This window comes from uncultured Mailhella sp. (assembly GCF_944324615.1).
Classification (GTDB): Bacteria; Desulfobacterota; Desulfovibrionia; order Desulfovibrionales; family Desulfovibrionaceae; genus Mailhella.
The window spans coordinates 27,729-49,928 of record NZ_CALUWY010000003.1 but is presented as its reverse complement, the minus strand read 5'-3'; the positions used below and the strand labels follow the sequence as shown (position 1 = coordinate 49,928).

Below are 22,200 nucleotides of genomic sequence, written 5' to 3'. Positions count from 1 at the left end.
TCATCTCCGCGCCCGGCCGCTATCCTGCGTTTTTCCCGTTTCCGGGCGTGCTCTGTCCTGTCTTGTCCAGGGAAGGACATGTTTCCGCCGCGCCCTGTCGCACAGCAGCGACCTTTACAGGCCCGGGCTTCAGGGAAATATTCCGCGACAGCCTGCCCTGCGCGACGCTGTCGGCCTTTTCCGGCTGAGCCGCTTTTTCCTTCCGAACCTCTGCAGCCGCGGAAGGTCCGCCTTCCCGCGGGTCCTTCGTCTCTCCAGACCGGGCACGGCGTGCGGATCGCCCTTCCTGAAGCTTCGCAAGCACGGCATCACGCGGGCCGTCCATGAGCACCTTGCCCGCTTCCATGACGATGAGCCTGTCCACGATACGCAGCATGCTGAGCCTGTGCGTGATGAGGATAAGCGTTTTATCGCCCAGTATGGGGGCAAGGCGCTGCTGGACGAGGCGTTCGGAATCCACGTCCATATTGCTGGTGGGTTCGTCAAGAATGAGCACGTCGGGGTCGCGCACCAGAGCGCGCGCAAGGCCCACGGCCTGCCTCTGCCCGCCGGAAAGGTTGCGGCCCTGTTCGCCCACCTGCGCGCCATACCCAGAAGGATGACGTTTCACCATGTCGGCCACCCCGGAAATGGCGGAAGCCCGCAGAATGAGATGGTCGTTGATGGTGGGGTCGCCCAGGGCGATATTGTCGCGCACCGTGCCGTAAAAAAGAATGACCTCCTGCGGCAGAAAGCCCACACGGCTGCGCAGATCGGCCGTAGCGAGCTGACGTATGTCCACCCCGCCAAAGGAAACCGAGCCTTCGCCCGGCTGATACAGCCCGATGAGCAGCTTGCCCAGGGAGCTTTTTCCCGACCCCATTCTGCCGATGATACCCACCTTTTCGCCCGGACGTATACGCAGGCTTACGCCGTTGAGAGCGGGCGTCTGCGCCCCGGGGTAGGTGAAGGTCACGTTGTCCATGACGAACTCACCGGAAAGGGAGCCGAAATCCATGCAGGCGGACTGATCCTGATTTTCCGAAGGAAGTTCCATGAGCATGTCCAGCGCCTTGAGCGACACGCGGGAATTCTGGAGTCTGGTCAGGAGCGAGGCGAGCTGAAGCAGCGGAGCCATGATGCGGCCCACAAGGATGTTGCAGCCTATGAGCCCGCCCATGCTCATTTCGCCCGCGCCTATGCGGTACACGCCCCAGATGACCATGCCCACCGTGACCATCTGCGTGGTGAAGGTGGCGAAGCTCACGGCCCGGGAACTGTATTTACGCGCCTCATTGGAGGACTGGGCGGAAATACCGGCCACAGCTTCCCACAGGCGCTGCATGCGGCTTTCGGCCATGCAGCCCTTCACGGTTTCCAGGCCGTTCACCATTTCCACCAGCAGGGCGTTTTTCTGCATGTTGTGGCGGTAGCTTTTTTCCGCACTTCTGCGCGCGGCCATCTGCAGATAGACGCCCACGCCGAGCAGCACGGGCATGGCCACAAGGGGAAGCGCCACAAGCGGCCCGCCGATGAAGGCAAGCAGCACGAAAAACAGCACAAGGAAGGGAATGTCGATGCATGCAAGGAAGGTGGTGGAGCTGAAGAACTCGCGCAGCGACTCAAACTCCCGCAGGTTGTTCACCAGCGCACCCGTGGATTCGGGCTTGGCGTCCATGCGCATGGAGAGCACCTTGTCGATGAGCTTGCTGGAAAGCACCACATCGGCGTTGCGACCCGCGAGATCCACAAAATGGCTGCGCATGGTGCGCAGAAGAAAATCGAACACATAGGCAAGCGTCACGCCTGCGGCGAGCACCCAGAGCGTTTCATAGGCGCTGTTGGGAATAACCCTGTCGTACACGTTCATCACAAAGAGGGAACTGACCACGGCAATGGTGTTCACCACCACGCTGGCAAGGGCCACATGCCGGTAAATGGGCATGTAAAAGCGCAGCACATCCCAGAACCAGCGTTTGCTTTCCTTGCGGCGCACGGGCTCCGTGCGGGCGTCGGCCCGGCTTTCCAGCGCGCCGAACACGGCGTAGCCGGAATACTGTTCCTCCAGAACAGCACGGGACATGGTCTGCTCCTCATCCCCCAGTTCCGGCAGGATGACGGTGGCGTTTTCCTTGTCCAGCTTCGTGAGCACACAGGAGGAGTCGCCCTTTAAAAGCAGAATGCAGGGAAACGTGAGCGGAGAAATATCGTCGAGCTTCGGACGGCACATCACCCTCCCCTTCAGCCCCGCCCTTTCTGCGGCGCGCAGGCAGGCCCCGGCGCTTATTTTTTCGGAACCGGAAAGCCCCGCCAGCAAAAACTGCGGGGAAACATGCCTGCCCTTCAGACGTATGAGAACGGAAAGGCTGCGTAAAAGAGCGGGCATGAAATCCACTTCCGAAGGAGAAAGCGGAGCCATCGCCGCAGCGGTGGAAACAGACGTGGGGGATTCACTCATGATGCACCTCTTCAGGCTGCCCTCACGGGCATGCCCGAAGCTGTTTTTAATAAGGGCGGGCAAAGGGTGTCAATGGACGGCAGCCCATGGAAGACAAAAAGTCCGCAGTCCTTCCGCCTGAGCTTCCCCAGGAACGGCCGCCGGACTCAGCAACCTTTGTTCTTCCACCGGGCATACTCGTCGAGCAGAAGCTTCATGTGCAGCGCCGTCACGTTCTTCTGTTCGAAGCGGGCCAGCACATCCCGCCGCGCCGCATCCTGCACGGAAGCAAGCTCCCCGTCCAGAAGAGCGGAAAGGAAGCGTCCGCTCTCTTCTCCCGTACGGAAGAAAAAGGCGTTTTTCCCGTGATGCAGGAAGGAAGGCCCCGCGCCTTCGGGCAGTACGGGAACAACCCCGCAGCTCATGGCTTCCAGCAGTACGGAACTGGGCAGGTCGGGGCGGGGAAACATCACCAGAGAGGCACCGCGCAGAAGGCTCCGGTATTCCTCAAGAGAAAGCTGGCCCGGCACATACGGCCGACTTTTTTCCGGCAGGGCGGCGCACGCCTGCATCCACTGTTCCCGTACCGAGGGGCCGTCGCAAAGTACCGCGGCACGGCATGTGCCGCGCGCCGTGAGAAGGCCCGCGACCATGGTCAGATCTTCCGCCGCGCCGTCCCTGCCCGCGTGGAACAGCACAAGTTCCGGCCGCCTCTTTTCTCCCGGGGAAAACCACCCGGTATTCACCGGACAGGGCACATCCCTTCCATGGGCAAGGCGGGAGGAAAAAAGACTCCTTTCGCCCGTGCCGGGGCACAGAACAAGGTGACTGCTCAGGGCATGGCGGCATTGCAGAAGATGGCGGGTAAAGGTGGGTTCCCCCCGCGCTTTTTCCGTCAGAAAAGCCTTCGCCCCTTCCGCCCAGCCCACACGAAAAGCATGAGGAAAGGCCTCTTCACAGAAAAGGCCGTAGCCGTCGCTGGCGGAAAGAACGATCATATCCGGCGCCATGCCGCTTTCCCCGAGCCGCCTGAAGGCATGAAGCGCATGGCTTCCCACGGAAATCGCGCCTTCCAGACCGGGGGCATACCGGGAACTTCCCCCTGCACGCGCCTCCCGGGAAGAGGCCAGTACGACATGACGCACTCCTGCCAGGGTAAAATCCCGCCGCCGGAAGCCGGAGGCGAAAAGCACCTCATGCCCGCCCGCGGCAAATGCAGCCGCCAGCGCGCCGAACGTGCCTGGAAAAGCGTGGTTGACAAACAAAATCCGCATATTCCCTTCCCCTGGCGGCCCGCGTTTTCATCCCGCGGGAAAAAGGCGCAGGCTCCGGAACGGAGTCTCTGCCCGAATATACCTCAGAACATTCCGTACCGGCAATGCTGCATCGGCTCACCTGCGCCGGCCTCCCCATGAAAAAGCGGTCCGCACCGCAAAGGCAGGACCGCCGGAAAAAGGCCGGGGCGGCCCGAAGGCCGCCCCGGATCATGGTTAACCGTTGCTGTTCTGGAGCAGGAACACCTGCTGCTGTGCGGCGGCATCGTCAACGCTCGTCACATTCTGAAGGGCTGCGCCGGTGCCGGCATCCAGCTGCAGGGTAAGATCCGCCTCGCCTTTGAAGTCGTAGGTGCCGTCATGCTGCTCCGTCCACTTCGTCATATCCAGCGTAAGGGTCTCATTGCCGCTTGCATCAACACTGATGCTGATGCCGTAATCGGCAGCCAGCTTTTCCATACTGGTCAGGCTGAGGGCATCACTGCCCGTGATGAGCACTTCTATGCCGTCCACATTGGGCTTGCCCTCGCCGCCCGCAAGCAGCGCATCCAGCGTAAGGTCACTGTCCGTGGACACCATGAAGTCGATGCCTTCACCACCATTCACCAGCACGTCGTTTGCGTCGTACACGATGATGTCGTTGCCTTCGCCGCCGTAGATGGTGTCGGCTCCCGCACCGCCGTCGATGTAGTCGTTGCCCGCATCGCCATGGATGGTGTCGTTGCCGCTGCCGCCGTAGATGGCATCGTCGCCCGCACCGCCATGGATGGTGTCGTTGCCTTCCTGACCGAAGATGACGTCATCCGCACCGCTGCCGGTGATGGTGTCGTTGCCGTCTTCGCGGCCGGTGAGGCCTGCCAGCTCAACGCCCCCGGCTTCCGAGCCGTCCATGTTCCACACATCGCCGTGCGCATTCACAAGGTAGAAGTCGCCGGTGCCATCCACGCGGGTCTCGTAGCCCAGCTCCTCGGCATGCTCCAGCATGTAATCCACGGTGTCGGTATGCGTCCAGCCTTGGTACTTCGTGCCTGCAAGCAGGGAGGCGTTGTCCTGGTTCTCCAACCACTGGAACACTTCCGCACCGGAGCCGTAGCCGATACCGGCAGCCACCAGGGCGGCCTGAATAGTGGTATTCTGGTTCAGATCATACAGCAGACGGTCGGTGTTCTGCACGTCGCCGTACACGATGACGGACGAGGCGGAATCCGCCGCCGTGATCTCGTCGCTACCAACGGCAACCAGCGCGCCCGGCTTGAAACCGCTTTCAAAGGCGGCGCTCAGGCTGCTGGTATCAGTCACCTGCTGACTGGTACCACCATTGACGGAAACAATGACCTGTTCGAGGAGACTTCCCTCATCAACCGACCTCCAAGACCATCCCGAACGATAGCCCCATTCCCTATGCCAAGAAGAGTAGGTGACTTCCTGCAGGCTACCCTGAATCTCCACATAATAGGTTGCACTGCGGTCAATGGATTCAGGATGTTCATATGTTATGCCACCGGGGGCATACACACCGTCCGAGGATTCAAACCAGCCGTTGGCAGCATGAGCGTCACCCACAGTCTGGGCGGTGTTGTCGAACATGGCAAGGTTTTCCATGTCCGCGTCCGACAAATCGTTACCGAAGCCGATGGCATGGATATTGATGTGGCCATCACCCTGAGCGGACAGCAGTTCCTGATAGGCATTCCACGCTCTCTGATAATCGTCCTTGTAAGCATCATCGGTACCCGCTCCCGCCGGACGACCGTCCGTCAGGAAATACGTGATATTGCCCGTAGCGTTTTCAACACTATCGCCAAGCTTATCAAACCAGGCGGCCGCCTTGGAAAAGGCAGGGCCATAGTCTGTAACGGAGGTACTATCAACATCTGCCCTGTTTATGTCATTCACGAAGCTTCTGCTGAAAGCCTCGAAAGAGGCATAGCTTCTGCCTTCATAGGAATATGTTGTTGCACCTGCCACCTTGGTAATCGTTATTTCGATAGGATTGGCTGCGTCTTCAGCAAAGGGAATGACTGCGACAGTCACGCTGCCGTCGGTAAAGTCCGTGTTTCCTTCAATGCTCGTAATGAAGTTCTGAATGCTCTGTTCAGCCGCTTCAAGTCTGTTCAGCCTACTGTCAGGACCATCGCCTCCAATCCTGTTGTTCGTCATGCTGGTGGACATATCCAGAATGAAGCAGACATTGTAGTTGGCCGCCACCTGCTGGCCTTCGACCACGCCGCCGGTATCGCCTGCGGCCACGGTGCCGGCAACGCCGTCACCGCCGGCGATGGTGATGCTGTCGTTGCCGTTGTCGATGGGACTATCAAGGCCAGGCGTCTGGTCCACCACTTCCAGAGGTACGTCTACCGTAGTACTGACGACGTCGCCGTCGGCGTCTTCGGTCTTGAAGGCCAGCTCGAACTGGTTGGAAGACTGCCCCTCTTCACCGGGCACGCGGAACTGTTCGTACTGTTCCATGGTCCAGCTGCCGTTCTCATCCAGCGTGGCGGTGAAGAGCTGCTCGCCTTCCTCCATCGTACCGGTCAGGATGGATTCGCCGGAAGGACCTTCGCTGAGCGTCAGCGTCACCTTCTGTTCCTGCCCGCCCATCAGAACCGTGATGTCACCGGAGTTGCCGTCGTCACTGAGCGTTCCTTCGTTCACCATGCCGGCGAGGTCGAAGCGCACATGACTGTCCGCATAGACGTCGGCAAAGCCGTCCGCACCGGACTCAGCCGTCACCGTACCTTCGCTGACGATGATGGGGTTGTCGCGCTTGGTGATGAAGTCGATGCCCTGAATGGTGAAGTCGCTGTTTTCGCCATTATCCACAGCAGAAATGACTACTCTGTCAAATCCCTCAAGAACGACATCTCCGGTATTGTAAACAAACTCACCGGACTGAGTTCCTTCCTCCACTGTGGAGTAAACCAGCTGTCCATCCTTATAGAAGGCGATAAGAGCCTTTTCAGACTTCGTATCCCACCCTGTGCCGGTATTACTTCCACCGGAGAAGAAAGCTCCGAAATTGACGGTTATACCGTAAGCATAGCCATCCAGCTCGATGACGACTGCCTCACTGGTAGTACCATTTTCCTGAATTTCCCAGTCCTCATCTGCACCACCGTTGACCGTCAGTCCCCAGTCCGTTTCAGGTGCCGGACGAGACGGGGCTCCATCTCCATATCCAGGAGCAAACGATTGCGATCCGCCTCCATTGTAGGAGCTATAGGCAAGAGTGAAGCCATCCTTATTCTCATTCACAATGAGCGGATTACCCCAAGTATCGGTTCCCCCGTAAGTAACTTCTGCAGCACTGATATGGACGGTATGGCTCTTGACTAGCTGAAAGGACCTAAAAAGGTTATCTGGTTAGTCATGGCAATGAAAAACAAGTATGCGTATCGTTCAAGAATTTCTGAGGCAAAAATTCGGCAACTTGTGAAGCTTTTTTCTGTCGATTTGACGGCTTCTCAGATTGCAGAATTGTCTGGTGTCAACCGTAATACCGTTAACCGCTATGTGTCGGCTTTCAGGGAAAGAATCGCCCGATACTGTGAAGCGGAATCTCCTGTAAAAGGTGAGATTGAAGTCGATGAAAGCTACTTCGGAGCACGACGTGTTCGAGGAGTTCGAGGTCGTGGAGCACGTGGAAAAACCATTGTTTTCGGCCTGTTCAAACGTAACGATAAAGTCTATACAGAAATCGTTCCTGATTGCTCCAAGGCCACTCTCCAGGGGATTATCCGAGGACGTGTAGACCTGGAAAGTGTCATTCACTCAGACGGATGGCGTGGGTATGACGGACTGGTGGATTTGGGGAATCAGAAGCACTTTCGTGTCCAGCATTCCCATAACGAATTTGCCACTAAACACTCGCATATAAATGGGATAGAAAGTTTCTGGGGTTTTGCTAAAACTCGACTGATTCGATTTCGTGGGCTCCCGAAGCATACTTTTTATTTCCACTTGAAGGAATGCGAGTTTCGGTTTAACCATAGACAGGAAAACATCTATCTTTTGGTGTTAAAAATGCTCAGAGAACATCCTCTCAGCTAGTCAAGAGCCTAAAAAATAAAAAAAGAAATATTTTTATATAGAATAAAAATCGGAAACTGTTTCAACCAATAAATGCATCATTAATGTTTTTTTTATGGAAAAATAAAAGAATATATCCATGATGGGTATTTTTCGATGCTTCGGTATGTCATTTTTTTTCGTGCAATATGCGGGAGGATGGTTGCTAAAAGATAAATACGGATATACAAAGAGAAAAAGTGACTGTTTCATGGAAACAGGCCGTTTTTTGTCGACAGAAATGCTGCAACGGCTGTTTTCAGGGTGAACACGATGAATGACGACGACACAAAAATCATAGAACAGCTATCCCGCAGAATCTGTTTTCTTGAAGCCGTGCTGGACGAACTGCCGACACCTGTTTTCGCCAAATCCGCCGATGCCCGCTTCTGCTTCTTCAACAAGGCCTATGAAGACTTTTTTCATGTCGACCGCAGAGATCTGCTGGGGAAAACGGTGCTGGATCTTGAGTTTCTTTCCCCTGAGTCCCGGGAAAGATGCCAGCGCGAGGATGTGGCCGCCATCCGCAACGGAAGCGTTGTTCATTACGAGACCGTAAGCCCTGCGTATGCCGGTCCACGGCATGCATTGTACTGGAGCAAGGGCTTTTCCGTGCCTTCCACGGGAGAGAAGGGGCTGGTAGGCAACCTGGTGGATGTTTCCGACATCAAGATCATGGAAAGGGCGCTTGCGGAGAAGATCGCGGAACTTGAGAGGGTGCAGGCGGAACTGCGCAGGATGAGCTATACCGATCCTCTGACCGGTCTGCTCAACCGGCGGGCCTTTGAGAAGCGCACGCTGGAATGGATGAAGCTGAGCGTCCGGCATGAACAGCCGGTTTCCGTGGTCATGATCGACGTGGATTTTTTCAAGAAGATCAACGACACCTTCGGGCACGACGCAGGGGATGCCGTTCTGAAAGTTCTTGCTGCAGGTTTCCGGAACTGTTGCCGGGAGGAAGACGTCGTTGCCCGCATCGGGGGAGAGGAGTTCGTGATTCTGCTCCCCATGGTAGACTGGGAAGGGGCCATGGCCTTTGCCGAACGCATCCGTGACGCCGTGCACGACTGCCGGAATTTTCCTCACGGCATCGGGCTGACATGCAGCTTCGGCGTGACGCAGTTCTCCGCGCCGGAATCGCTGGACAGCTTCATCAAGCGTGCGGACGAGGCCCTGTACCAGGCCAAGCGGAAAGGCCGCAACGGCATAGGCATGCATCTTGTGGAGAAAGTTGCTCAGCCCTGACGCATGGCAGGAGAAGAGCGGAGATAGAACGTGCTGTCAATCTCCGCTCGCCGTTTATGTGCAGGCGGTCTGGTCTTACGGCGTCTGCAGGTCCTTTTCGTGCGCTTCCGCCTTCTTTCGCAGTTCCTGCGCCACGGAAAGGGTATAATTGCGCCCCGTGGCGGTGAGTATGTTTTCACCGAGCATATCGAGTGCGTCGGCCTTGAGGATCAGAAAGCTTCTTTCTTCCGGCCAGAGGGCGAGCAGATGGTCGGCAAGGCGTGCGGCCCAGGCCGGGTCGTTCCGGGCAAGAGCGTTCTTTGCCTCTTTCAGAAGGGTATCCTGTCCGCCCGCAAGTGCGATCATGCGCAACGCTTCTTCGCGAGGTGTGAAGTCCCGGTAAAGATGCAGCGGATTGCCGTCGAACCAGCCCACATACTGGTTGAAGATGTTGCGCACCGTCCATGCGACATTGCCGTAGTATTCCTTCAGGTAGTCATGCTCTGCCAGCTCTGCGGGAAGCCTTATCTCTGCAGCGAGTTCGTCCGGCGTTTTGCCTGCATTCATGCCGTCGACGGTTTTTCTATAGATGTATTCCAGCGCTTCACGGTACCGGGTGAGAACTTCATGCACGATTTCTCCGCCCAGAAAAGGATCGGTATGCCCGGGAGCCAGTGCTTCTGGTTTCAATGCTGCCATGAGCTTCAGACTGACGCACCATGTGGAGATATCCCGCATGCCCGTTCCCCGGACGGGATAAACGTTGGGAAAGGAGCGATAGAACGCATCGCCGCAGAACAGTACCTTTTCTTCCGGGAACCAGACGGAGAGGGCATCGTCGGTTTCGCCGGGGGTGGCGAACAGATACAATTCCACCCCGGCCATATGGATGTGTATGTTGTCACCGCTGAAAAAGTGGTCGGGCGGGACTGCGCCCGTTTTGCCGCTGAATACGGCTCCTCCGGCCTTGGGATAACGTACGGGAGCGATGCCGTTGCAGATGCGTTTTTCCGGCGGAAGGCGGAATCCACCCTGCCGGGCTCCGCGTTCCTTGAACAGCGGCATGAGTCCGGCGTATTCAAAAGGGGTGGTTTCCGCTCCGAAGTTGCTTCGTGCCCAGATCTGGGGCCGGGTACCTTCGTTGCAGAATACCGGAGAACCGCCGGTGTGGTCTCCGTGGCCGTGAGTGTAGATGACGGCTTTCACAGGATGCGTGTCGGAAGGAACGATTTCACGGAACTGCTCCAATACTCGGGCGGCTCTGTCGGGAATCATGCCGGTGTCGATGACGATGATGCCGTCCTTGCCGATGATCATGCCTATGTTGGAGACATCTTCCGCAATACTGAGCCAGACGCTTGGGCTGAGCCGGACAAGATGAGGAGTGAGTTCGGCACTTCTTTTTTCCAAGGCAAGCGTAGCGGGACTTCGGCGCATGGGAACCTCCTGAAGATGTTTTGTTGAACATAGTTTGATATCGAATTAATTTTTAGTTTGATATCGAATTAAAGTCAAGAGCCCGACCTCATGACATGCACGTAGGGGGCGTCATGCCGAAGGGCGAACGCATGGCTGCGGGATGGGAGTCTCGCGGAGAAGCTTTCTGAAAACAAGAAAGGAGAACGCTGCTGCCGACCTCGGGCGCAGGGAGGTTTTCCGCTTTTCCACAGTTCGTTATGTCTTTTTATGTATCGACGTCAGGCGAACGGACGGGAGCAGCTTGCAGGCTTCGGCGGGACGGCAGGAGAAGCGAATGCTGCTGCAAAGGGGAAGACGTAAGAGAGCGGCATGGTCATGCTATGCTGGAATAAGCCGGAAACCTGGTGGAAAACTGGCTGCGTATGCAGGATCCGCCTTTCGGCAGGAGGAGGGGCCGGTGTGGGCGAGTCCGCTCCGAGGGGAGCATGTACTCTTTTTACCTGACATGGGCTCACATGGTAGAGAAGAACATGGCCCGGAACAGGGATGCTCCGGGCCATGAAAGAAGAAGAAAAAGCTTTGGTTATACCTGCGAGACGATGGGCACCACGATGGGGTCTCTGCCGAGCACGTCGCGGAAAAAGCGGCGCAGGCTTGAGCGTATTTTGTCGGAAAGACGGGAAATGTCGTTGGGGTTGGTGGATTCGAGCTGGTCGAGCACAAGGCACTTGGCGTCTTCCAGAAGATGGCTGTACTGCTGCTCGAACACAAAGCCCCGGGAGATCATTTCCGGCCCGTGCAGCACTTCGCCCGTTTCTGCGGCGATCACGAGCACCACGGCCACCAGGCCTTCGCCGCCCAGAATGCGGCGTTCCTTGAGTACCATGCGGCCCACGTCGCCCACGCCCTTGCCGTCCACCATGACGGATTCCACGGAAACGGGTTCTTCCATGCGTATGGAATCCTCCGTGAAGGTGACGGGCTGCCCGTCTTCAATGATCTTGATGTGGTCGTGGGACACGCCGCATTCTTCGGCAAGGCGGGCGTGCAGGGCCAGATGCCGGTATTCCCCGTGCACGGGGATGAAATAGTCGGGCTTTGTGGTTTCGATGATGTCCTTGAGCTCACCCCGGCAGGCGTGACCTGTGGCATGCACGGTTCTTTCGGGGTTGTGGTAGACTTCGGCCCCCAGACGGTAGATCTGATTGAGCACCCGCGACACGGCCCGGGCGTTGCCGGGAATGACGCGCGAGGACATGATGATGGTGTCGCCCTCATGAAGGGAGAGCTGGCGGTGTTCCCCCCGGGCGATGCGCGCCAGGGCGGAGAGGGGTTCTCCCTGCGTGCCCGTGGCAAGCACCACGCTCTGCCCGGGATCAAGTTCCGGGAAGCCCGCGGCTTCGTTGTAGACGTTTTCCGGCCGTTCCAGCAGGCCCAGTTCCACGGCCTTGTCGATATTGGTGGAAAGGCTGCGTCCGCTCACGAGCACGGAGCGGTGGTATTTTTTCGCAAGTTCCAGCACCGTGCGTATGCGGCGGATATGGCTGGAGAAGAGGGCGATGATGATGCGGCCCTTCACTTCGGAGAAAATGGCGTCCAGATCGTCGCGCACCTGCCTTTCGGGCAGGGAGCGGCCCGGGTTCTCCACATTGGTGGAATCGGCCAGAAGAAGACGTATGCCCTTTTGTTCTCCTTCTTCGGCAAAGCGGGCGAAATCGGAAAGGGGGTCGCAGGCTTCGTTGTCCAGCGGGGCCTGATCGAGCTTGATGTCGCCGGTATGGAGCACCTTGCCGACGGGAGTTTCCACGGCCAGAGCGTAGCACTGGGGAATGGAATGGTGCACGGGAAGGAAGTGGAAGATGAGGCTGCCCAGCGTCACCGTACCGTAGGCGGGCATGGGCACAAGTTCCACCCTGTCCAGCAGGGCCTGTTCCTCAAGCTTGTGTTCCACAAGGGCAAGGGTGAAGGGGGAACCGTAAATGCGTATGCCGCGCAGACTTTTATACTGGAGCAGGAGCCACGGCAGGGCTCCTATGTGATCTTCGTGGCCGTGGGTGAGCACGATGCCGAGCACTTTTTCACCTTCGGCAAAGACGGAATCCAGCCTGGGGATGACGACATCCACGCCGAGCAGCGCGTCATCGGGAAACATGAGGCCGCAATCCACCAGCACAACCCCCTGGTCGGTTTGCCACTTCTGGCAGTTCATGCCGATTTCGCCGTGTCCTCCCAGCGGGGTTATGGTCAGGTAAGGTTCAGACATGTTCGGAAAATCCTTTGATTCTTTAGGGTACAGGCCATCGTATCCCAGTCCGCTTTTCTGCACAAGCTCTTGTGTCGGGGGAGCGGACCGGTATAATGCGCGAAACCCCGTCTGAGGAGCAGATATGTCTTTTTTCGCCATCCTTGCCATTGCCCTGGCACTCGCCATGGATGCTTTTGCGGTGTCCGTTTCCGCTGCCGCAACGCTTCCCGTCATCACCTGGAGGCACTATTTCCGCCTGTCCTTCCATTTCGGCCTGTTTCAGTTTCTCATGCCCGTCATCGGCTGGTTTCTGGGGGTGTCGGTGCACAGCTACATCGAGGCCTGGGATCACTGGATAGCCTTCGGTCTGCTTTCTCTTGTGGGGGTGAACATGCTGCGCGAAGCCTGGTCCGGCGAGGAAGAGGAAGCCGGGGCCGGGGGAGATCCCTCCCGGGGGCTGCAGCTCATCATGCTGGCCGTGGCCACCAGCATTGATGCTCTGGCCGTGGGGCTTTCCTTTGCCATGATCAATGTTTCCGTGTGGTGGCCCGCCGCCGTCATCGGCATTGTCTGTGCCGCGGTCACCGCGGCAGGGGTGAAGCTCGGCCGCATGCTCGGTTCCACCAGTCTTTCCGGCAACAGAGCCGCCATTCTCGGCGGGCTGGTGCTCATAGGCATCGGCGTGAAAATTCTGCATGAACACGGCGTGTTGTAGGCAGGATAAAAGACGATGTCCGGCACAACGCCCTTGACCGGAAGGGGGATCGGATACATATAAAAGGAAAACACTTGCGGAGGCTCTCATGATTTCCCCTGTTCGCTCGGAACTGACGGTAACGGACAATGTCCCCTTCGGCCAGCCCGTGGCCGGCCCTGCGGGAGTCTACCGTTTCTACGCGCTCACACTGGAGCGCCCGTCCTGGAAAAGCTGGCATCCCGGTCAGTTCATCATGCTGCGCCCCATGCAGGACGGCGAAGGCTCCACCTGGGCGCGTCCGCTTTCCATCTGCCGGGTGACTTCGCAGAGCCTCGTGCTGTTTTTCCGTGTTCTCGGCCCGGGGACGGATCGCCTTTCCCGGCTGAAAAGCGGCGACAAGGTGGTGGTATGGGGGCCTCTCGGCACCAGCTTCGAGATGCGGCCCGACACGCCGACGCTGCTTCTGGCCCGGGGCGTGGGCATAGCCCCCTTTGCCGGTTATGCCGACGTGCATCCCGCCCCGGCGAGCCTGTTCATGCTCTTCGGGCACGGACTGCCCAGCAACAACTATCCCACCGATGCCATGGCCGCCCGCATGGAAATGGAAAACATGCGTGACCGTACGCCCGGGGAACTGGAGCAGTTCCACAGGGTGGTGCGGGAAAAGATGGTGGAATACAAGGAACACGGGGGCATGTGTCTGGCCTGCGGTCCCATGCCCTTTTTGAAGCGGGTGTGGGAGAGAGCCATGGAGCTGGACCTGCCCACGCAGCTTTCCCTGGAAGAGCGCATGGCCTGCGGCACCGGGGCCTGCCTCGGATGCACCACCATCACCTCGAAGCACTGGCCCGACCCCGTCCGCGCCGGACTTCCTGTTCAGACCTGTACCAGCGGCCCGGTGTTCTGGGCTTCCGATATTGACCTTCATGCCGTCCTGCCGGGAGAAAGGAGCGTATGATGGATTTTCGCGTATCTCTTGCCGACGGCCGTCTTGAATTGAAAAATCCCGTGCTCAGCGCTTCCGGCACCTTCGGAAGCGGTCTTGAGTACCGTCCCTACGGCGACATCACCCAGCTTGGCGGCATCATCACCAACGGACTCACGCTCCGCCCCTGCGCAGGAGCGCCCATGCCCCGCGTGGCGGAAACCCCGTCGGGCATGCTGAGCGCCATAGGCACGCAGAACGACGGCGCGGCCCATTTCGTCAGTGCCGTGCTTCCTGAGCTTCCCTGGCAGGAAGTGCCCATCATTCCCAACCTGAACGCCTCCAATGTGGATGAGTTTTCCGCCCTTGCCTCCGTGCTGGCGGCGGAAAAGGGCGTGGCCGCGCTGGAAGTGAACCTTTCCTGCCGCAACGATCATCGCGGCGGACAGCGCTTCTGCCAGAATCCCGTCACGGCTGCGCGCGCCGTGAACGCGGTGAAGCGCGCCGCAGGCAACAAGCCCGTCATTGCCAAGCTCTCTCCGCAGATCATGGACATTGTGGAAGTGGCGAGGGCCGTGGAGGCCGCCGGGGCCGACATCATTTCCTGCATCGGCACCATTCAGGGCATGGCCGTGGACATCGCCACCCGCCGCCCCATGCTCGGCAACGTCATCGGCGGGCTTTCCGGTCCTGCGGTGAAGCCCATGGCTCTGCGCTGCGTGTGGCAGATCGCCAGGGTGGTTCAGGTGCCCATCATCGGTGTGGGCGGGGTACGCTCCGCACGCGACGTGCTGGAATTTCTGCTGGTGGGCGCCCATGCCGTGGCCGTGGGCACGGCGAACTTCAGCGATCCCGGAACCATTTTCCGCATCATCCGCGAGCTGCCCGCCCTGTGCGAGGAAATGGGCATCGACGATCTGGCCTCCTTCCGGGGCTCGCTTGAGGCGTAGCGTTTTCTTTTTCTGAACAGAAGCCCCTCCTTCCGCGTTGTGCGGCAGGAGGGGCTTTTTTTATCTTGAGGAAAGAGGGATTACTCCGTCTTGTTCTTCCCGAGCAGACAGGTCACTTCATAGGGAATGGTGTCCCACCAGGTGGCGATGTCCTGCGCGGTCACGGCGTTTCCCGGGCCGCCCAGCACATAGGCGATGTCGCCGGGAACGGGCGGAACGGGCAGATCGGTGAGATCCACGCAGGTCATCTGCATGGCCACACGGCCGATGACGGGCACGCGCGTGCCGTTGACGCACATGCAGGTACCGGGAGCGGGGTTGCGGCGGTAGCCGTCGGCGTAGCCTATGGCCACCCAGCCCACAAGGCGTTCCGATGCAGCCTTGTAGGCACGGCCGTAGCCCAGGCTTTCCCCCTTGTGGAGCGGATGCACGCTGATGATGGGGGCGGAAACCTCCATCACGGGCAGCAGCCCCTTGCAGGCGCCTTCTCTGGACGTGCCGAACATCGGATCGTAGCCGTACAGGGCAAGTCCCGGCCGGCAGATGTCGTCCTTCTTCGTCACCTGAACGGCCAGCCCCGCAGTATTGCCGAGAGAGCAGCGCATGTCGGGAAAATACCGGTGCATGATGTCCGCCGCGCGGTAGAAGATGTCGCACTGCATGGCGGTGTAGGCGTCCTCATCCGGCTCATCGGCCACGGAGAAGTGGGAAACCTGCACAAGGGGCCTGATGTTCGTGTGTTCTGCAAGGAAGGCGGCGACCTTTTCCATGTCGCTCAGGGGAAAGCCGAGACGGGCCATGCCGGTATCGACCTTGACGGCGATGTCCAGCGTGTTGCTGCTCCCGTCGAGGGCCTCCTGCACACTGTGCAGGCCTTCCTTGTTGTGAATGAGCGGGACAAGATTCTTTTCCAGCGCAAGCGCCACGTCGTCCCTGCCGGGTACGCGCGAGAGAAGCGCCACGATATGCCCGGTGAAGCCGCTTTCGCGCACGAGGGCGGCTTCCCTGAGGGTGCCTGCGGCGGCCCACCGTATGCCCAGCCTCTCCAGTTCCATGGCGGCCTTCGCCACGCCGTGCCCGTAGGCATCGGCCTTGATGACGGGCATGAGCTCATGCTCTTTCTGCATCAATATACCGATATTATGACGGAAATGTTCCCAGTTGACGTGCACGCGGCAGGAAGGTTCTATCATGATAAAGCTCCCGTTCCTTATTGGATGCGTTCGGCGTTAAGCCCTGTCCGGGGGCTTTTTTTCGCACGATTTGTATGTTATGGAACTTCAGGTGCCGGCCGGAACTTCCGGCAGTGGTGTCCGGCGGGCGTCTTTTGTTGTGCCCTTTTGCCTCTACCGCCTCTTCCTCTGTCTTGCAACCCGGAAAATGCCGTGTTTTTTCCTTTTTCTTTCTCCTCTCCCCGGTTTCGCCTGTTTCTGGCCGTGATTGCCGTGTTGTGCTGTCTTTCCGCCCCTGCAGCGGCGGCGGAAGGTCAGAAGTCCATGAACACGCGCGGCGAGCTTCCCTGGACGCTCAATGCCGACAAGCTCGTCAGTCTTGAGGACGGCGTAATCGTGGAAGCCACGGGCAGTGTGCTTCTCCAGCGCGGGGAAGACTACATGAAGGCCGATTTCGCCAGATACTACACGACCACCAACTGGATTTTCGTGCAGGGCCATGTCGAGGCCCGCATGGGCCGGGACATGCTGAACGCCACGGAGGCGGAATTCGACCTCACGTCCCGTACGGGCTGGCTCAAGGACGGTTCCATCTTCATTGCCGGGCCGCACATGTATGTGACGGGCGAAAAGGTGGACAAGCTTTTCGGCGACCGTTACCGCTTCAAGAATGCGAGAGTCACGGCCTGCGACGGCGATGTTCCCGCCTGGTCTCTGGATACGAGCCTTGCGGAAATCGAGATCGACGGCTATGCCAAGCTTTCGCATACCACGCTGAACATTCTCGACATGCCCGTCATGGAAGCTCCCTTCCTGGTGCTTCCTGCCAAGACGACCCGTCAGTCGGGGCTGCTCATGCCCGACTTCGGCTACAGCAGCCTGAACGGCGCCTTTGTTTCCGTACCGTATTTTCAGGTCATTGATGAAAGCCGCGACCTGACCTTCTATTCCACCTACATGAGCAGGGCGGGCTTCATGCCCGGCATTGAATACCGTTCCCATACCAGAGATCAGGACAAGACATGGCTGGGACTTGACGTTCTTTACGACAAGCACACCTTCCGTTCGGAAACGGGCGACCGCATCAACGATACCGACGGCAAGATCAATACCAATGAGGAACGTTACTGGCTGCGCGGCATGGGCGACGGCTTCCTCGGAGATTCCGGCTGGCGTTACCGCTACAACCTCGACTATGTCTCCGATCAGAACTTCCTGCGGCAGTTCCGCGACATGCGCACGGGCTTCAACCGCAGCCGCGACGCGCTCTACGACATGTTCGGCCGCGACATTCAGGAAGTGGACAAGAACCGCGTGAGCGAAGGCTTCGTGTACCGCGACTGGGACCGCTTCATGGTGTCCGCAGGCTTCCGCTATGAGCAGAATCCCGCCCTCGGGCACGGCAATACCCCCCACAGTGAAGATACGCTGGTGCAGCGTATTCCCCTGAACCTTTATCTGTTCAAGGGTCGCATGCTGGAAGATCTGCCGCTGGAACTGCAGGGCGAGGTTTCGAGCACCTATGAATATCGTGCCAAGGGCATACGCGGCCTGCGCACGGAAATTCATCCCGAACTCAGCCTGCCCGTCAATCTGCCCGGGGCCTCCATGATCGTGTCGGGCGGCATCCGTCAGACGTATTACAACAGCAACCATACGGACCTTGTGAGCAACAGCCAGTGGGCCCGCGGCGGCGGTTCCAAGGATCGTTTCATTCCTGATGTGAGTGCGGAACTCTTCACGCAGGTTTCCCGGGTATGGGACATGCCGGAAAACAGCCTGGAGGCCACGGCGGAAAACGTGGGCAAGACCAGCTGGACCGGCCTGCGCCACAGACTGCAGCCCCGCCTGACCTATGACTGGACGCCGGACAGGGATCAGTCCGACAACCCCATATTCGAGGAGACGGATCGCATCAAGCCTTCCCAGCGTCTGAAGCTTTCCTTCACCAACATTCTTACCGCCCGTCGTGAGACGGTATCCGGTGCCAAGGGCAGTTATTCGACCAAGGAAAGCTATTTCGATCCCATCCGCTGGGAAGTGGCCACCGGCTATGACATTGACGAGGCCGATCGTACCCGGTACCGCAATATCTACGGCCGCAGACCGTGGATGGATGCCTATTCCTACCTTGAACTTCGTCCCGTGAACTGGCTGAGCCTGTGGAACAGACTCTATGTCTCCATGTACGGCGAAGGCGTGACCCGCAGCGATACCGGCGCCACGCTGTCCAATGCCCGCTGGGGTTCGTGGAGCGTCTCCTACAGCACCCGCGACAAGTACTACAACTATCTTGATGAAATGAAGCGCGACAATCTCGGCGACATGCGTTTCACCTCGCCGCAGCGCCTTCTGGTCAATACCTTCACCTTCCGCCCGTGGAGCAAGATTGCCCTGTATTACCGCACGGAAGACAATATCGAAACCGGCAGAAACTATGAACGCCGCTTCATCATCGGCTATTATCACCAGTGCTTCCATATTCTTGGTTCCATTCAGAGCAAGGCCAGGGATAATTCCTACCGTCTCATCCTTGAGCTGCCCGGTCTGAACTTCTGAGGTCGCCATGGTGGTACAGCTTGCCTGCGGCGCGATTCAGGGCGTGGACGCCTTTCGCGTCGATCTGGAGGTGGACTTCAGCCGTCAGGGCATGCCGTCGTTCGTGATGGTGGGCCTTGCCGAAGGCGCGGTGCGTGAATCGCGCGAGCGGGTGATGAAGGCGCTGCAGAATTCCGGCTTCCGTCTGCCGCCCGGCCGCATCACGGTGAACCTTGCGCCTGCCGACAGGCGCAAGGAAGGTTCCGCCTATGATCTGCCTCTGGCCATAGGTCTTCTGGCTGCGGCGGGCATACTTCCCGCAGAGTCCGTGAAAGGCTGGTTCTTCTCCGCCGAGCTGTCTCTCGACGGGCGACTCAAGCCCGTGCCGGGCGTGCTTCCCGTGGCGCTGCTGGCGCGGGAGGAAAAGGCCCGCGGCTTCATCGTCGCCCCGGACAACGGAGCCGAGGCAGCCATTGCCGAAGGTATCGACGTATTTGCGCCGCGTACGCTGGGAGAGGCCGCCGACTTTCTTGCCGGCAGGCTCTCTCTTTCCCCTGTGGAACCCGCGCCCATGGCGGACGGGGAGGAGTGCTTTTTCGACCTTGCCGAGGTGAAGGGGCAGGAAAGGGCCAAGCGCGCCATGGAGGTGGCCGCCGCAGGAGCGCACAACCTTCTGTTCATAGGTCCTCCGGGCAGTGGAAAGACCATGCTTGCCCGGCGCATGAGCGGCATACTTCCGCCTCTTTCGCGGGAAGAGGCGCTGGAAGTGACCAAGATCTACAGTGTGGCCCGCATGCTGGACGGGCGTGGTCTTGTGACCGCCCGGCCTTTCCGCACGCCTCATCACAGCGATTCCAGCGTGTCCATCATAGGCGGAGGCGTGCCTCCGCATCCCGGCGAGGTGAGCCTTGCCCACAGGGGCGTGCTTTTTCTGGATGAACTTCCCGAATTTCAGCGGCAGGCTCTGGAAGTGCTGCGGCAGCCTCTGGAACAGGGCAGGGTGTTCATTTCCCGTGCCGCCTACGCCGTATCCTATCCCGCCGATTTCATGCTGCTTGCAGCCATGAATCCCTGCCCCTGCGGCTACCGTACCGACCCGCGCCACGAGTGCACCTGCACGGCCCAGGCCGTGGCCCGTTACCGGGCAAAGCTTTCCGGGCCGCTTCTGGACCGCATCGATCTGCATGTGGAGGTGCCCGCCGTTTCCTATGAGGACATCCGTTCCGGGCACTCCGGTCCCGGCTCGGCCGAAGTCAGGGAAAGGGTCATCCGTGCCCGGGAAGTGCAGACGGCCCGGTACAAAGGCACGAACTGCCGTACCAACGCCGACCTGTCGGGCCGCATGCTGGAAGAATATTGCCGCCTCGGGAGCGCGGAACACGAATTCCTCGGCCGTGCCGTGGACGCGCTGGCCCTTTCCGCGCGGGCCTGCACCCGCATACTGCGGGTGGCGAGAACCATTGCCGATCTTGACGGTGCGGCGGACATTGCGCTTGCACACCTTGCCGAGGCCATCAGCTGCCGTGTGCTGGACAGAGGGCAGGTATGACGTTTTCCCGATTGTTCTGTGCTGTTCTTGTGGTCGCCGGTTCTCTGGGGCTTTTTCTCGGGACGCCCAATCCCGTTTTTCATGTCCCCGGAGCCGTGCTTGTTTACCCTGCATGCCTTTTTCTGGCCGCGGAAAGCGGCATTCCCTTCCGCCTGGGCTGGTGTGTCGGCATTCCCGGTGCCGCGGCGGCGCTGTACTGGATAGCCGTGGCCGCACACATGTACGGTGCTTTTCCATGGCTTCTGGCCGCGCCCTGTTCCCTGCTTCTCGGCACCTATGTCGCCCTGTGGGGCGGGCTGTTCTGCCTCTGCGCCTCGCGCCTTTCCGGTCTTTCGCCGTGGCGGAGGATTCCGGCGCTGGGGCTTGTATGGTTCCTTCTGGAATGGACGCGCGGCTGGTTCTGCACCGGTTTTTCCTGGCTGACGCTCTCCTCGGGCCTTGCGGCCTGGCCGCTGCTTGTCCAGCCCCTGAGTCTGGTGGGAGAATACGGCTATTCCGGTATGCTGGCAGTTCTGGCCTTTCTTTTTTGCGAGGGCTTTCTTCTGCTTGCCGGAAAGCAGCAAAGGCGCGCGGCGGCTTTTCTTGCGGGAGGGGCGTGCCTGGCCGCGCTCATCGTAGCCTTCGGGGCATGGAGGCTTTCCTCCCTGCCGGAGAAGCTGGCCGCGGAAGGCCGGCCCGTTGTCTGCACCATGGTGCAGGGCAGCGTGCGGCAGGATGTGAAGTGGTCGCCCGAGTATCAGCGGCAGACGCTGGAACATTACATACGCCTCAGCGTGGAGGGCGTGCGCGCCGACATACAGGGCCTTGCCGGAAGCGGCCGGGGCCCGGGGCGGGAGGAACTTGCCGCCTCCATGGGGCTTTCTCTGGGAAAAAAGCCGGACGGAACCCTTGCCCCCGCGCTGCCCGATCTCATCATCTGGCCGGAAACGGCCATGCCCTTCGCCTATCCCTCTTCGCCTCTTGCCGGGGAACTGCGCGCCTTTGTGCGGGAACTCGGTCTTCCCCTCATGTTCGGCGCTCCGGGGGTGGAGCGCTCGGCAGGCGGCACGGAGCTTTTCAACCGGGCCTTTCTGCTCCTGCCCGGAGGAGATGCCGGGCATTACGACAAGGAACATCTCGTGCCCTTCGGCGAATACCTGCCGCCTGTTCTCGACTGGAAGATATTCGAGTCTCTGCTGCAGGGACTCGGGGGCTTCACGGCAGGGACGGGCGAGAAGCTCTTTTCGCTGGATCTGAAGGAGCGCGGTCGTGCGGATGTGGGCATGCTCATCTGCTATGAGGCGATTTTCCCGGAACTTTCCCGCAAGCGTGTGGCCTCAGGTGCGGAACTTCTCCTGAACATCAGCAACGACGCCTGGTACGACTACACCTCCGCGCCCATGCAGCACCTTCAGCTTTCCCTCATGCGCGCCGTGGAGCAGGGGCGTTATGTGCTGAGGGCCACCAACAGCGGCATCACCGCCGTTCTCGATCCTCTGGGCGGAGTACACGCCATGGGTTCGGCACAGGACGGCTACGCGCTGTTTCTTGCCGGGAGCCTTACGGGCACGGCGCTTGCCTTGCAGGGCCATACGCCTTATTTCTATCTTCATCCGTGGCTGCCCGCTCTTGCTCTGGCGTTTCTTTTCGTGCTTGTTCTGCCCGCTCTGCGCGGCGGAAGAGGAAAAGAGGCGCGATGCGGGCGTTGACATGATCTGCATCGATTAAAACCATACCATACAAA

Annotated in this window: 14 protein-coding genes; 8 read left to right on the top strand and 6 right to left on the bottom strand. The window is 59.4% G+C overall.

The window, feature by feature from the left end; all coding sequences use genetic code 11:
- Positions 1-19: 19 nt before the first annotated feature.
- The 3 genes from Q0K07_RS01440 to Q0K07_RS01430 form a co-directional block, all read right to left on the bottom strand.
- Positions 20-2,437 carry a type I secretion system permease/ATPase gene (locus Q0K07_RS01440; RefSeq protein WP_294555435.1) on the bottom strand — a complete coding sequence of 806 codons (2,418 nt, stop codon included), beginning with the start codon at positions 2,435-2,437 and terminating at the stop codon, positions 20-22.
- Between the two features lie 146 nt (positions 2,438-2,583).
- Entirely contained in the window at positions 2,584-3,690 is a 1,107-nt protein-coding gene (locus tag Q0K07_RS01435) for a hypothetical protein (RefSeq protein ID WP_294555433.1), read from the bottom strand.
- Between the two features lie 216 nt (positions 3,691-3,906).
- On the bottom strand, positions 3,907-6,513 hold the full coding sequence (locus Q0K07_RS01430; protein ID WP_294555431.1) for a VWA domain-containing protein: 2,607 nt from the start codon (positions 6,511-6,513) through the stop codon (positions 3,907-3,909).
- A 546-nt stretch (positions 6,514-7,059) separates the two neighbouring features.
- On the opposite strand from Q0K07_RS01430, the gene Q0K07_RS01425 reads away from it, so the two are divergent.
- Complete coding sequence (locus Q0K07_RS01425; protein WP_294555428.1) at positions 7,060-7,740, top strand: IS1595 family transposase; 681 nt, start codon at positions 7,060-7,062, stop codon at positions 7,738-7,740.
- 291 nt (positions 7,741-8,031) lie between these two features.
- Complete coding sequence (locus tag Q0K07_RS01420; RefSeq protein WP_294555425.1) at positions 8,032-9,003, top strand: diguanylate cyclase; 972 nt, start codon at positions 8,032-8,034, stop codon at positions 9,001-9,003.
- Between the two features lie 75 nt (positions 9,004-9,078).
- On the opposite strand, the gene Q0K07_RS01415 is transcribed toward Q0K07_RS01420, so the two are convergent.
- Both Q0K07_RS01415 and Q0K07_RS01410 read right to left on the bottom strand, forming a co-directional pair.
- The gene (locus tag Q0K07_RS01415) at positions 9,079-10,419 is read right to left on the bottom strand and encodes an alkyl/aryl-sulfatase (protein WP_294555421.1); all 1,341 of its coding nucleotides are present in this window, start codon (positions 10,417-10,419) and stop codon (positions 9,079-9,081) included.
- Between the two features lie 565 nt (positions 10,420-10,984).
- Positions 10,985-12,664, bottom strand: coding sequence for a ribonuclease J (locus tag Q0K07_RS01410; RefSeq protein ID WP_294555417.1), 1,680 nt, complete (start codon positions 12,662-12,664; stop codon positions 10,985-10,987).
- Positions 12,665-12,788: 124 nt separating this feature from the next.
- Between Q0K07_RS01410 and Q0K07_RS01405 the strand changes: the two genes are divergently transcribed.
- From Q0K07_RS01405 to Q0K07_RS01395, 3 genes are all read left to right on the top strand, one after another.
- Positions 12,789-13,361: a manganese efflux pump MntP family protein gene (locus tag Q0K07_RS01405; protein ID WP_294555413.1), complete on the top strand. Its 573-nt coding sequence runs from the start codon at positions 12,789-12,791 to the stop codon at positions 13,359-13,361.
- 88 nt (positions 13,362-13,449) lie between these two features.
- The gene (locus tag Q0K07_RS01400; protein ID WP_294555411.1) at positions 13,450-14,301 is read left to right on the top strand and encodes a dihydroorotate dehydrogenase electron transfer subunit; all 852 of its coding nucleotides are present in this window, start codon (positions 13,450-13,452) and stop codon (positions 14,299-14,301) included.
- Positions 14,301-15,218: a dihydroorotate dehydrogenase gene (locus tag Q0K07_RS01395; RefSeq protein WP_294555567.1), complete on the top strand. Its 918-nt coding sequence runs from the start codon at positions 14,301-14,303 to the stop codon at positions 15,216-15,218. The genes Q0K07_RS01400 and Q0K07_RS01395 overlap by 1 nt, the downstream gene beginning before the upstream one ends.
- 80 nt (positions 15,219-15,298) lie before the next feature.
- Here Q0K07_RS01395 and alr read toward each other — a convergent pair whose 3' ends face one another.
- A complete protein-coding gene (gene alr, locus Q0K07_RS01390; protein WP_294555408.1) occupies positions 15,299-16,411 on the bottom strand; it encodes an alanine racemase in 1,113 nt (370 codons plus the stop codon).
- 303 nt (positions 16,412-16,714) lie between these two features.
- Here alr and Q0K07_RS01385 point away from each other — a divergent pair, with 303 nt between their 5' ends.
- Genes Q0K07_RS01385 through lnt form a run of 3 tightly spaced genes read left to right on the top strand, consistent with a single transcriptional unit; the run spans position 16,715 to position 22,165 of the window.
- A complete protein-coding gene (locus tag Q0K07_RS01385) occupies positions 16,715-18,949 on the top strand; it encodes an LPS assembly protein LptD (protein WP_294555406.1) in 2,235 nt (744 codons plus the stop codon).
- Between the two features lie 7 nt (positions 18,950-18,956).
- Positions 18,957-20,477 carry a YifB family Mg chelatase-like AAA ATPase gene (locus Q0K07_RS01380; protein ID WP_294555404.1) on the top strand — a complete coding sequence of 507 codons (1,521 nt, stop codon included), beginning with the start codon at positions 18,957-18,959 and terminating at the stop codon, positions 20,475-20,477.
- The gene (gene lnt, locus Q0K07_RS01375; RefSeq protein WP_294555402.1) at positions 20,474-22,165 is read left to right on the top strand and encodes an apolipoprotein N-acyltransferase; all 1,692 of its coding nucleotides are present in this window, start codon (positions 20,474-20,476) and stop codon (positions 22,163-22,165) included. Before Q0K07_RS01380 ends, lnt begins: the two co-directional genes overlap by 4 nt.
- The last annotated feature ends 35 nt before the right edge of the window (positions 22,166-22,200 follow it).

Excerpts from the sequence above, each read along its gene's own strand:
- Q0K07_RS01440 (WP_294555435.1), bottom strand. The coding sequence starts at position 2,437 with ATGAGTGAATCCCCCACGTCTGTTTCCACCGCTGCGGCGATGGCTCCG.
- Q0K07_RS01435 (WP_294555433.1), bottom strand. The coding sequence starts at position 3,690 with ATGCGGATTTTGTTTGTCAACCACGCTTTTCCAGGCACGTTCGGCGCG.
- Q0K07_RS01425 (WP_294555428.1), top strand. The coding sequence starts at position 7,060 with ATGGCAATGAAAAACAAGTATGCGTATCGTTCAAGAATTTCTGAGGCA.
- Q0K07_RS01420 (WP_294555425.1), top strand. The coding sequence starts at position 8,032 with ATGAATGACGACGACACAAAAATCATAGAACAGCTATCCCGCAGAATC.
- Q0K07_RS01415 (WP_294555421.1), bottom strand. The coding sequence starts at position 10,419 with ATGCGCCGAAGTCCCGCTACGCTTGCCTTGGAAAAAAGAAGTGCCGAA.
- Q0K07_RS01410 (WP_294555417.1), bottom strand. The coding sequence starts at position 12,664 with ATGTCTGAACCTTACCTGACCATAACCCCGCTGGGAGGACACGGCGAA.
- Q0K07_RS01405 (WP_294555413.1), top strand. The coding sequence starts at position 12,789 with ATGTCTTTTTTCGCCATCCTTGCCATTGCCCTGGCACTCGCCATGGAT.
- Q0K07_RS01400 (WP_294555411.1), top strand. The coding sequence starts at position 13,450 with ATGATTTCCCCTGTTCGCTCGGAACTGACGGTAACGGACAATGTCCCC.
- Q0K07_RS01395 (WP_294555567.1), top strand. The coding sequence starts at position 14,301 with ATGGATTTTCGCGTATCTCTTGCCGACGGCCGTCTTGAATTGAAAAAT.
- alr (WP_294555408.1), bottom strand. The coding sequence starts at position 16,411 with ATGATAGAACCTTCCTGCCGCGTGCACGTCAACTGGGAACATTTCCGT.
- Q0K07_RS01385 (WP_294555406.1), top strand. The coding sequence starts at position 16,715 with ATGAACACGCGCGGCGAGCTTCCCTGGACGCTCAATGCCGACAAGCTC.
- Q0K07_RS01380 (WP_294555404.1), top strand. The coding sequence starts at position 18,957 with ATGGTGGTACAGCTTGCCTGCGGCGCGATTCAGGGCGTGGACGCCTTT.
- lnt (WP_294555402.1), top strand. The coding sequence starts at position 20,474 with ATGACGTTTTCCCGATTGTTCTGTGCTGTTCTTGTGGTCGCCGGTTCT.